Origin of the sequence: Desulfosporosinus nitroreducens (genome assembly GCF_023897015.1) — a bacterium.
In the GTDB taxonomy this organism is placed as follows: domain Bacteria; phylum Bacillota; class Desulfitobacteriia; order Desulfitobacteriales; family Desulfitobacteriaceae; genus Desulfosporosinus; species Desulfosporosinus nitroreducens.
In genome coordinates this window covers 218,651-230,981 of record NZ_JAMHFY010000005.1, presented here as the reverse complement: position 1 = coordinate 230,981, position 12,331 = coordinate 218,651, and the positions used below count along the sequence as shown (strand labels likewise).

Here is a 12,331-nt window from a genome sequence, read left to right as displayed (position 1 = left end):
GAAGGAGTCGCTTCCATGCTCCGAATCAATATTTCCACTCAGCCCATTCGTCTGAATTATAACATCAATAATGCCCAGATGAATCTACGAACTACTTTACCAAAGGTGCAGCTGGAGACCACTGCGGCAACAGTGGAGATCAGTCAACCGCAAGGAAAACTGACGATCGATCAGTATCCCTGTCGTTACTCAATTGGCATTAAGAACAATACCGATTTTGCTCGGGATATTGCTGCTAAAGGTAAGCAAACTGTGATGAATACTATCGGCCGGATTGTCCAGGAAGGGAACCAGTTAGCTCGGATTCAGAGCAAGTCAAATGCGATCGCTGACATAGCGGCCAACTCCACAGTTTCCGAAGTTCCCGATATTACTTACGCATATATCGCTTCGCCTGACATTCATTATCAAGCAAATCCGGTTAAATTCAATACCACCGAAGGAAAAGTAGATCTAAACCTAAACCATGGCACAGTCAAACAGGATTATCGACGTGGGAGCGTCGATATTCAGGTCACTCAATATCCAAGTATTGAGATATCAACTGTGGATGTAAAGGTTTAAATAGATGTTGGATAAGTTACCCGATGAACTCGTTTAGCTAAAGCTGACCATTTAGATTTCTGAGAGGGTGTGCCTTTCTACTCCAGAATCTGACGTGCCCCACTTTTAAGAGCAGGGGCCTTTGAAATTGGATAAACTCTCCTAAGGAGGAAATACTATGGAAATACAGTCAACAAGATTCGGAGAGCTGGAGGTGGCAGAAGAGCAACTGTTCAAATTCCTCCATGGAATTCCCGGTTTTCCGAACGAAAAGGAATTCGCCTATATACCACTCGGCGAAGAAAGTCCTTTTTCTTATCTCCAGTCTACAACGGAAGCTAATTTGACCTTCTTATTGGCTGATCCTTTTGCCTTTATAAAAGACTATGAATTTGTTCTGGAGGATGACGTTGCTGAAGAGCTGGGTCTCTCTAATGAAAATCCACCTAAGGTGTTTCTGATTGCTACAGTGAAGGAAAAACTGGCGGATATGACGGTGAACTTATTAGCGCCTTTAGTGATGAATGTCCTCAATCGTACTGGTAAGCAGGTCATCTTAGACAAACCGGAGTATTCGATCCGGTATAAATTATTTCCTGACGGCTTGCCGAAAGACGCCGGCAAAGGGGGAAAATAATATGTTGGCACTTACCCGAAAAATTGGCGAGCGAATTGTAATCGGTGACAACATTGTGGTGACGGTGGTCGGTGTCAAAGGGGATAACATCCGTATAACCATTGAGGCACCAAAAGAAATTAAGATTTACCGGGGTGAGATATTCGATGCTATTGCGGCAGAAAACAAACAGGCTGCCGTAACTAATGATCTATCGGAGCTGGATATGTTGAAGGTATTGAAAATAAAGAAGTAAGGTGCGCTGTGCAACTTACTTCTTTTTTATTACAATGCTTAAGTTAGAGTCAGCACCCAGTCTTTTTCACATATTTTTATCTTCTTTCAGAAAAGAAGATGTAAACCAGAGCAATTCAAAGAATAAACGACTAGGATGAATTATAGATGTCATAATCGGTGGTTATTTGTCCTAAGACATCAATCGGAAACCTACGATAAATAAGTAAGCCTGTGTAGTAGGAATTTCTTCAGCTCAACCGGCCGGAGGGCAGGGTGTCCTACTACCAGCAAAGAAAAATGCACGGGCACGGATGCCTGGCATCAAAATCAAGGAGGAATATATAATGATTATTAATCACAACATGGCTTCCCTCAATACCTATCGTCAATTGAGCTCCAACAATAATGCAACCTCAAAGTCTTTAGAGAAATTGTCTTCAGGTCTTCGCATCAACCGTGCTGGTGACGATGCAGCAGGTTTAGCAATCTCCGAAAAAATGCGTGGCCAAATTCGTGGCTTAGACCAAGCTACACGTAATGCCCAAGACTCAATTTCACTCATTCAAACTGCTGAAGGTGCTCTCAATGAAACTCACAGCATTCTCCAACGTATGCGTGAGTTAGCAGTTCAGGCTTCCAATGACACTAATACTACTTCTGACCGTGATGAAATCCAAAAAGAAGTAAATGCTCTAACGGATGAAATCGACCGTATTGCTAATACAACCGAGTTCAATACCCAGAAGCTTCTTGATGGTAGCAAAACTGGACTCCGTGATGAGATTAAAGGTACAGTTACAGTTCAACTTAATACTCAAGCTGATGTCACTGTTACTTTGAGTTCTGCATCGATTACTAGTACAATTACTGCTACTGGTACGATTGTTATTACCCGTACTAAAATAGGTACTGGAATTAGTGGAAGTAACTATACTGTTGGTGATCCAAATGCACTTGGCATATCAAGTGGTGATATCACTGGTGCTGCTCTTTCGGCTTTGGCGTTCGGAGGAGGCTCCTTTGATGTATCTGGGCTAGAAAACTTGAAAGTTGGAGAAAGTATTACTATAAGCTTCCGTAAATACGAAGCTGAAGTTACTGATTCCGCCGATTCGCTGTCTATGCAAATAGGTGCAAATAGTGGTCAAAACATTCTTGTCGGCCTTAATGATATGAAAGCTACAGCTATTGGCGTACGTGACGATGCTTCTGGTGATGCTTTAGATATGTCGACTTCCTTGAATGCCACTGCTGCTGTTACTAGCATCAACAATGCTATTGAGCTCGTATCTGGAGAGAGATCTAAAATGGGAGCTATCCAAAACCGTTTAGAACATACCATTAACAACCTTGGCACCTCCAGTGAAAACTTAACAGCTGCTGAGTCCCGTGTTCGTGACGTTGACATGGCCAAAGAAATGATGAATTTCCAAAAGAACAACATCCTTTCACAAGCGGCTACTGCTATGTTGGCACAAGCTAATCAACAACCTCAAGGAGTTCTTCAACTCTTACAATAATATTCTTACTAAATATTTGCAAAATGCTCTCTATAGAGAGGGCATTTTGCAAATTCCCAATCATTAATATCGAGGAGGTGAAGGGACGTAGTGGACCTTTTTGGAGAAAATCTTGCGGTCATTAGCCAACGAGGAGTTCCGGATTTCATTGCGGATATGGAGGCGGGAGAAGCCCCTTTCTACTATGTAGGCACGGACGTAGACGGAGTAAAGATTTTTTGTGGTAAAGACGACAAACCTTTTATCCTTGAACCGATAATCGATGAAACAAAACTACCTAAACCTAATTTGAAACAACTTATATTTTTATTTGGAATTGGCTCTTTAGAAGAAATTCAAAAAGTAGCAAGCCAAGCCCACAAGGAATCACTTTTTGTGATTATCGAACCTAATCCGTACTTTTTACAGTACGCGTTGTCTTACGAAAGATTTAAGATACTAGATAATACAAATTATATTATTGTGACGGAAAAACCTGACAAGCTAACAAACCTTTTTAAACTTCTTTTTTCAAGTAAGTTTTTTTATTTGTTACGAAATGTAGCATTTTATTTTAACTCTTATTATCGGAAACATGATGGCGGTTCTGTAAAAGATTATATTATTGAAATAAGAATGGCTATTGAAAATAAATATTTTAATGTTGGTAATTCAATACATGATTCTCTCATTGGACTCATTAATAATCTAAACAATATTAAATGGATGTTTGATAATGTGGATGTGGCTAAACTTAAAGGTGCTTTTACCCGAGTTCCTGCTTTTATTGTGGCGGCGGGTCCATCTTTAGATAAGAATATTAGTCAGCTAAAAGAAGCCCAAGGAAAAGGAATTATTATTGCAGTAGACACTATTGCCAAAAAACTTTTAGACCATGGTATTACCCCTGACTTCATTTGTACCGTTGAGCGCGGAGAAATCGTATGGGAATATTTCTATGAGAAGCAGGAGTATCCGTCTAGTCTATATCTCGTGTCATCCTTGGTTGCTGACCCCAAAATTGTTGAGAAGTTCAAGAACAGGGCAGTTCTTCCAATGCGTTCTAGCGTTCGCGAATATTTATGGCTTGGCGAAAAGTTAGGATTGTCCCCGGATCACTATATGTGGATGGGTGCTTCTTGCGCCCATTTAGCAGTTGGATTCGCTCTCCATGTTGGGGCCTCGCCTATTGTAATGGTTGGGCAGGATCTGGCTGAAGGGGAGAAAGGGACTCATGCCAGTGGTACCGTTTATGATAAAAAGCCCCTAAATGAAGAGGGTGAAGAATTACTTGTTCAAGGATATCATGGAGGCCAGGTGAAGACTCGAAAGATTTGGATAGAATTCAAAACAATCTTTGAAAACATGTTTATCACGACGACTGATAGATTAATAATCAATGCTACAGAAGGTGGCGCAAAAATCCAAGGAACTACCCAACAAGCCTTAGCCGATGTTGTAAAAGAATACTGCATCGAAGAATTTAACGTTTACGAAGAGATGCAGAAAATTCCACCTTACGCTATTGAATGGAATGAAGTGGAAAATAAAATAAATGACTATATTAGGAACCTAGAAGAATACCGGGTTGACGTTGAGAGTCACTTGAATGTATTGAAACGGTACAATCGGGAATGGGAAGATTCTATGTCGGAGAAGAAAGTTCAAAAGTTATACGTTTCTATGAAAAAGACCGATGTGTATTTTAAAGCAATAAATACAGATCAATTGTTATACCATAATATTCAAGGGGCATTGGCTATACTTGTACAGAAATTTCAGGCTATAGAAGAAAGTGATTCAATCGAAAGCCTAAAACAAAACTTGATAGTACAGATTGAGCTTTGTGAGATGATTGAAAATGCAATATGGTTAATTATACAGGTTATTCAAGAGAATTTTCCTTGGAAAGTCCAGAATGAGCATTTAGATTAAAACTGAGTCATGAATATGAATTATCGGAAATTTAATATAATTATATTGATTTCCGAATAACCGCCAAGACAACATAAAACAAGATTAAGACCATTTTCATGGTATAATAATTAGAGAACATGGCTTAATGTTATAATCATGAACCTGGGGAAACGTCTCCAGGATCTTTTTTACCTATTTTTTAATAAAATTTAAAATTTTTATGAATCCTCGTTTAGATCTGAAATGTGGTTGTGCTTAAGTATAATAAACGTTCCAGAATTTTAGCCCGTGGATAGGATTACGGGTAGAGTTTAGATCAGTCTCCAGATTAGTGTGGATACAGGAGGTTTTGTTTATCTAAAAGATCATCCTGTGGACGACAGATGGACAGATGCCGGTTGTTAAGCTCATATGCGCATAATACATCTATTGATGCACTTTTAGGGATAACTTTCTTGGAGCCAATAAAACATAGGAGACGAGGTTTGAAACATGTCCAAAAAAATATTGGTTACGGGTGCTGACGGTTTCATAGGTAGTCATCTTGTAGAGCAGCTTATAAAAAATGGCGAAAAAGTAAAAGCTTTTGTGTATTATAATTCATTCAATAATTGGGGATGGCTTGACACGTTCCCTAAAGAGCTGTTAGACGAAATAGAAATATTTGCTGGGGATATCCGTGATCCTAATGGTGTAAGAGTAGCTATGAAAGAAGTAGATGAGGTCTTCCATCTTGCTGCTTTAATTGCAATTCCTTTCAGCTATCATTCGCCTGATTCCTACGTCGATACTAATATAAAAGGAACTCTAAATGTACTGCAAGCAGCTAGAGAATTAGATACTAAAAGAATTCTGGTAACCTCAACTTCGGAGGTTTATGGCACTGCACGGTATGTGCCAATTGATGAGGAACACCCATTTCAAGGACAATCTCCTTATTCAGCCACTAAAATTGGGGCTGACAGATTAGCCGAGAGCTTTTATCGAAGTTTTGAATTGCCTATCACTATAGTGCGTCCCTTTAATACCTATGGGCCTCGTCAATCAGCCAGGGCAGTAATTCCAACAGTTATTATCCAGCTATTAGCGGGAATTACTGAAATAAAGCTGGGGGCGCTTACTCCAACACGAGATTTTAATTATGTTAAAGATACTGCCCAGGGCTTTATTGATATTTCAAGGTCTGATAAGACAATAGGACAAGAGATTAATATAGCGACTCAACTGGAAATATCAGTCGGTCAGCTTGCCCAGAAATTAATTGATCAGATAAACCCTAATGCAAGGATAATATGTGACGAGGAAAGACTTCGGCCGGGAAAAAGTGAGGTCAATAGGTTACTGGGTTCAAATGAAAAGATTAGGGGACTTACAGCATGGGCGCCTAAGTACACTCTAGAAGAGGGACTAGCCGAGACGATAACGTTTCTTAAGGAGAATTTGGATCGATATAAAGCGGACATATATAATCTGTAATAGATATGGAAGTGATCTTATGGATGAATTCATACCATTATCCGTTCCCAACCTGAAGGGCAACGAGCTGAAATACCTAACTGATGCAGTAGAAGCGGAATGGGTGTCTACTGGGGGTGCCTACATAGACAGATATGAGTTGGAATTTGCTGATTATTTGAACGTGGAATCGGCCGTTGCTTGTCAAAGTGGAACTGCTGGTTTGCATTTGGCATTGATCTTATCAGGCGTGGAAGCGGATCATGAGGTAATAGTGCCTACTCTGACATTTATAGCCGCTGTTAATCCAGTTAAATATTTGCATGCATATCCAGTTTTTATGGATTGCGATGATTCGTTGTGCATGGATATGGAGAAATTGAAGGAGTTTTGCCAGACGGAATGTGATTTTATAGATAACAAACTAATAAACAATTCTTCCGGAAGACATATAAAAGCAGTGGTTGTTGTGCATGTTTTTGGGAACATGGCAGATATGTCAGCTGTTATGGATATTGCCGAAAAATATAACCTCAAAGTAATTGAAGATGCTACGGAGGCATTAGGGACCTTCTACACTAAAGGTAGATATAAGGATAGATATGCTGGAACAATTGCCAATATTGGAGTGTATTCTTTTAATGGTAACAAAATTATTACTACTGGTGGAGGAGGGATGATGGTTTCCACGGATTCAGACATCATGAAAAGAGCTAAATATCTCTCTTCACAGGCAAAGGATGACGCTGTTAATTTTATTCATAATGAGGTTGGGTATAATTATAGAATGACCAACCTACAGGCAGCATTAGGGGTTGCGCAACTTGAACAACTTGAACGTTTTATTTCTACAAAGAAAGAAAACTATAGCATATACAAAAGTAGTATAAATGATGATGAAATGGGTGGCTTTAGGATATTCGATTTCAGAGACGATATTCGTTCAAACTACTGGTTTTATTCCTTGTATATTGTTAATCCAGACAAATACCCCCGCGACAAGATAATTGAAAGTTTAGCTAAGGCTAATATTCAAACCCGCCCTCTATGGGGGCTCATTCATGAACAAAGACCTTATTTGCATGACCAGACTTATAAGATTGAAAAGGCATTTGAATTTTATAATAGAATAATAAATATTCCCTGTAGTAGCAATCTGTCTTCGGACGATGTGTACAGAGTAATCGATAAAATTAAGGTCATTCATAACAAAGGGGTGGAATTTTGAATATAGAGACATTGTTTATCAATGAAAACCAAAGTGTACTGGAGGCGATGAAACATATTGATGTAACAGCCAAGCAAATATTGCTAGTTGTTGAAAATAATAAACTGAAAGCAATTATTACTGACGGAGATATAAGAAGGCATTTACTTCGTGGAGGGAATTTAGAAGATAAGGTAAAAGACATTGCCAATTATAAGCCGCGGTTTATCTATGATAAAGATAAGAATAATGCTCAAGAATTAATGAAGAAATGGTCGATATTATCGTTACCTGTGTTGAATAAAAGGTTTGAAATACAATCCGTTGTTTTTCTTAAAGACTACGAGATTGGACGTGACCATTCTGTAAATGCTCCAGTAGTTATAATGGCGGGTGGATTGGGGACGAGACTTCATCCATATACAAAAATATTGCCGAAACCACTCATCCCAATCGGCGAAATTCCTATTACAGAGCATATAATTAATCAATTTATGGAGTATGAATGTAACAAATTTCATTTAATTGTCAATCATAAAAGAAATATGATTAAGGCTTACTTTAGCGATGCTGAAAAGGATTATCAACTAGAATTCCATGACGAGGATATACCCTTAGGGACAGGAGGAGGGCTTAGTCTTCTTAAAGGAAAGGTGGAGACTACCTTTTTCTTAACAAATTGTGATGTGCTTATCAGGGCCAATTATAAGGAGATCTTTGATTTTCATAAGCAGAATGGAAATAAGATCACAATAGTGGCAGCTTATAAGCATCTCACTATTCCTTACGGAATAATTAATATGGATAGTAAAGGCGAAATTGCTACAATGATAGAGAAACCAGAATACTCGTTTTTGACAAATACTGGATTTTATGTTGTGGAACCCGAAGTCGTAGATAGGATTAAGGATTATAAAGCAATAGGGTTTCCTGACATTATTGAGCAACAAAAAAGTTTAGGAGAGAAGATTGGAGTTTTTCCTGTTAGCGAACGATGCTGGCTCGATATGGGACAGCTTGAAGAGTTGGAGGAGATGAGAAAAGAATTGGGAGTGTGAGTCCGTGGAGAAAATTGTTCTAGTAGGTGCAGGTGGACATGCCCTCAGTGTCATAGAGAGCATACAATCAAAGGAGGAATATGAAATAGTTGGAATTACTGATGCGGGCGCTGTTGTCGGTAAAAAGATATTAGGGTATGAGGTTATAGGTAAGGATCCAATATTAAAGTCAGTATTTAATAGTGGTGTTATGTATGCGTTTGTTACAGTTGGAAGTATTGGAAATACTTCTTTGAGAGAAAAACTGTTATATATGCTTAAGGATATAGGCTTTACCTTACCTGCGATAATCGACCCTTCTTCAAATATCGGAAGTGATGTATCAGTTGGTGAGGGTGTTTTCATAGGTAGGAACACAGTAGTTAATGCAAAGAGCATTATTGGAGATATGGCGATAATAAATACGGGGGCTATTATAGAGCATAGTTGTTGTATAGATAAATTCACACATATAGGACCTGGTGCTGTTATTTGTGGAGATGTTAAAATAAGTGCTCGTACGCATGTTGGTGCTAACTCTACGGTTATTCAAGGTGTAAATATCGGAAATGACAGCATAATAGGAGCAGGAAGTATTGTTATCCGCGATGTGCCAAGTAAGGTTGTTGCTTTCGGTAATCCTTTTAAAGTGGTGAGAAATAATGAGTAAAACTTTTATTATAGCCGAGGCCGGAGTAAACCATAACGGCAAAATAAAGCTAGCAAAAAAATTGATAGACACCGCAAAAAGTGCAGGAGCAGATGCTGTCAAATTTCAAACCTTTAAAGCAGAGAGTCTAGTGTCGAAAGCGGCCCAAAAGGCAGAATATCAAAAGCAGAATACCGAGGCTGATGAAAGCCAGCTGGAAATGGTTAGGAAATTGGAACTGTATTTTTCTAATTTTGAGGAACTTGAAAAGTATTGTGAAGAAAAGGAAATATTATTTCTTTCCACGCCATTTGATTTAGAAAGCATAGATTTGTTAGAAAGGCTTGAAATGCCAATATATAAAGTGCCGTCAGGAGAGATAACTAACTTGCCGTACCTGATGAAAATCGCAAGCACTTGCAAGCCTGTAATAATGTCAACGGGGATGAGTGATTTGGATGAGGTGAGTTTGGCATTAGAGGTACTTCGAGAAAATGGAGCTGGGACAATAACATTGTTACATTGTAATACACAATACCCTACTCCTTTTGATGATGCTAACATTAGGGCAATGCTTACGTTAAAGGAACGTTTTGGCCTTGCAGTTGGCTATTCGGATCATACGCTAGGGATTGAAGCGCCTATAGCCGCTGTAGCTCTAGGCGCTACAGTAATTGAAAAGCACTTTACTCTTGATAAAAGTATGGAGGGACCAGATCATAGGGCAAGCCTTGATCCACAGGAACTCAAAGTCATGGTGACATCTATCAGGAATATTGAAGTTGCTTTAGGGGATGGAATAAAACGACCATCAAAATCTGAAACACCTAATAAAGAGGTAGCTCGGAAAAGCATTGTTGCCAAGCGAAATATTGTTAAAGGGGAATTTTTAACGGAAGATAATATAACGGTTAAGCGTCCCGGTAATGGGATTTCTCCTATGAAATGGTTTGAAGTACTGGGAAAGAGCGCAAAACGTAATTTTTGCGAAGATGAGTTAATAGAGTTATGAAAAAAACAATCTGTATAGTGACTGGTACAAGAGCAGAATATGGTCTCTTAAGGCCTGTTATAAATCAGGTAATAAGTACAAATAGTTTTGAGATTAAGATTGTGGTAACGGGTATGCATCTGTCTAAAGATTTTGGTTATACATATAAAGAGATCGAAGCGGATGGTATATCAATAGATGCTAAAATTGATGTTCTACAAGATGATGACTCATATAAAGCTATGTCCAAGTCTATTGGAATTGGTGTAATCGGTTTTTCAGAGTATTTCGAAAAGAACCGACCTGATATGGTCGTAGTGTTAGGAGACCGATTTGAAATATTTGCTGCTGCTACTGCTGCTGCAGTTGCATGTATACCGATTGCTCATCTTTATGGTGGGGAAACAACGGAAGGGGCGGTCGATGAATTTTTCCGCCATTCAATAAGTAAAATGAGTTATTTACACTTCACTGCTACTGATCAATATAGGCAACGTGTAATAAATATGGGGGAAGCACCGGACCGGGTTTTCAATGTTGGTGCAATAGGTGTGGAGAACATTTTAAGGTTGCCTCTTATGGCAAAAGATCAGCTGGCGTTAAGCATAGACTTTGATTTAGATTGCCCTTATGCTCTTGTAACTTTTCATCCCGTAACATTAGAACAAAATACTGCAACAAAGCACCTTGAAGAGCTACTTTCAGCACTTGATGAGACCGAAGGGTTGAATTACATATTTACAAAAGCGAATGCTGATGCAAATGGTCGGGCAATAAATAAAAAAATAGATGAATACTGCCAGAAAAAAGAAAATGCCATTGCTTTTACTTCTATGGGTGTATTGCGTTACCTTTCTGCGATGAAATATTGTGAAATGGTCATAGGTAATTCGTCCAGCGGAATCGTGGAAACCCCAAGCTTTAATAAACCGACGATTAATATTGGAGATAGGCAAAAGGGTAGAATTTGTGCAAATTCGGTTATATGTTGTGAACCAGAAAAGAACGTAATAATCGAGAGCATAAATACCGCAAGAACACAAAAATTTAAACAAGATATTGCTAATCAAATAAGTCCTTATGGTGATGGGAAAACTTCTGGAAAAATTATTGCTGTCATAAAGGATTTTTTATACAATAATGAGATTAACCTTAAAAAGAGTTTTTATGATGTGAGGAGAGTGTATTAATCTTGGAGATCTTAGTGGTGGGGCTTGGATCAATGGGTAAAAGAAGAATACGCCTGATCAAACAGCTATTTAATAATGTCAAAATAACAGGAGTCGATTTAGATAAGGTTCGAAGAGAAGATGCAACGGAACAGTTTGAAATAATAGCAATAGAAAGTTTACAATCTGCTCTTCAAAAATCAGAATATACTGCTGTTTTTGTTTGCAGTGCCCCATTAACTCATTCGGATATTATCGAAAATTGTTTACAACACAAAATAAATGTATTTTCTGAGATTAATCTTACGGATGATAACTACGATAAATTAATACTGCTTGCAGACAAGAAGAAATGTAAGTTGTTTTTATCATCTACCCCAATGTACCGAAATGAAATAAGATACATCACAGAAAAAATTCAGTCGCAAGCAAAGTTGCTAAGCTATGTTTATCATGTAGGACAATACCTTCCAGATTGGCATCCGTGGGAAAACTACGAGGATTTTTTTGTTAATGATAAGAGGACCAACGGATGCAGAGAAATTTTTGCAATAGAGCTGGGCTGGATAATGAATGCTTTTGGAAATATAACCAGCGTAAGTACTGTTAAAAGCAAAAATTCTACTCTGAATATTGATTATTATGATAGCTATATTGTAACCTTTATTCATGCAACCGGACATAGGGGAGTTATGATAGTTGATGTTGTTTCCAGAATGGCTGTTAGAAAGTTAGAGGTAATAGGCGAGGATTTACATCTATTTTGGGAGGGGACCCCAGAATCTTTGCGTGATTATGATATTGCACTAAAGCAGGTAAAACCTATTAATACCTATGAACAAATCGATTACGATGTGCGCTACTGTAGTAATATTATTGAAAACGCATATGTTGAGGAAATTAAGGAGTTTTTTTTATACATAGCGGATGAAAGTATTCCCAAATATTCTTTCCAAAAGGATAAGGAGATACTTCGAATAATAGATATTATTGAAGGCTGACGGGTGGAAA

The 12,331-nt window shown here is 38.3% G+C and carries 12 protein-coding genes; all 12 read left to right on the top strand.

Annotated features, from left to right (window positions below):
• Positions 1-15 precede the first annotated feature (15 nt).
• Positions 16-564, top strand: coding sequence for a DUF6470 family protein (locus M8E35_RS08195; RefSeq protein WP_252468365.1), 549 nt, complete (start codon positions 16-18; stop codon positions 562-564).
• A gap of 157 nt (positions 565-721) precedes the next feature.
• Positions 722-1,180 carry a flagellar assembly protein FliW gene (gene fliW, locus M8E35_RS08190; RefSeq protein ID WP_252468363.1) on the top strand — a complete coding sequence of 153 codons (459 nt, stop codon included), beginning with the start codon at positions 722-724 and terminating at the stop codon, positions 1,178-1,180.
• Position 1,181: 1 nt separating this feature from the next.
• Positions 1,182-1,415 (top strand): carbon storage regulator CsrA, encoded by a 234-nt coding sequence (gene csrA / locus M8E35_RS08185; protein WP_252468362.1) that lies wholly within the window; start codon positions 1,182-1,184, stop codon positions 1,413-1,415.
• Between the two features lie 325 nt (positions 1,416-1,740).
• Positions 1,741-2,916, top strand: a complete 1,176-nt coding sequence (locus M8E35_RS08180) for a flagellin N-terminal helical domain-containing protein (protein WP_252468361.1) — start codon at positions 1,741-1,743, stop codon at positions 2,914-2,916.
• Between the two features lie 90 nt (positions 2,917-3,006).
• Positions 3,007-4,830 (top strand): motility associated factor glycosyltransferase family protein, encoded by a 1,824-nt coding sequence (locus tag M8E35_RS08175; protein WP_252468360.1) that lies wholly within the window; start codon positions 3,007-3,009, stop codon positions 4,828-4,830.
• Between the two features lie 474 nt (positions 4,831-5,304).
• A complete protein-coding gene (locus M8E35_RS08170; protein WP_252468359.1) occupies positions 5,305-6,288 on the top strand; it encodes an NAD-dependent 4,6-dehydratase LegB in 984 nt (327 codons plus the stop codon).
• A 19-nt stretch (positions 6,289-6,307) separates the two neighbouring features.
• The gene (locus tag M8E35_RS08165) at positions 6,308-7,495 is read left to right on the top strand and encodes a LegC family aminotransferase (RefSeq protein WP_252468358.1); all 1,188 of its coding nucleotides are present in this window, start codon (positions 6,308-6,310) and stop codon (positions 7,493-7,495) included.
• Positions 7,492-8,532 (top strand): sugar phosphate nucleotidyltransferase, encoded by a 1,041-nt coding sequence (locus M8E35_RS08160; RefSeq protein WP_252468357.1) that lies wholly within the window; start codon positions 7,492-7,494, stop codon positions 8,530-8,532. Before M8E35_RS08165 ends, M8E35_RS08160 begins: the two co-directional genes overlap by 4 nt.
• A 4-nt stretch (positions 8,533-8,536) precedes the next feature.
• On the top strand, positions 8,537-9,181 hold the full coding sequence (locus M8E35_RS08155) for an acetyltransferase (protein ID WP_252468356.1): 645 nt from the start codon (positions 8,537-8,539) through the stop codon (positions 9,179-9,181).
• On the top strand, positions 9,174-10,172 hold the full coding sequence (gene neuB, locus M8E35_RS08150; RefSeq protein ID WP_252468355.1) for an N-acetylneuraminate synthase: 999 nt from the start codon (positions 9,174-9,176) through the stop codon (positions 10,170-10,172). Before M8E35_RS08155 ends, neuB begins: the two co-directional genes overlap by 8 nt.
• Positions 10,169-11,341 carry a UDP-N-acetylglucosamine 2-epimerase gene (gene neuC, locus M8E35_RS08145; protein WP_252468354.1) on the top strand — a complete coding sequence of 391 codons (1,173 nt, stop codon included), beginning with the start codon at positions 10,169-10,171 and terminating at the stop codon, positions 11,339-11,341. Before neuB ends, neuC begins: the two co-directional genes overlap by 4 nt.
• Before the next feature lie 2 nt (positions 11,342-11,343).
• Positions 11,344-12,321: a Gfo/Idh/MocA family protein gene (locus tag M8E35_RS08140; RefSeq protein WP_252468352.1), complete on the top strand. Its 978-nt coding sequence runs from the start codon at positions 11,344-11,346 to the stop codon at positions 12,319-12,321.
• Positions 12,322-12,331 lie beyond the last annotated feature (10 nt).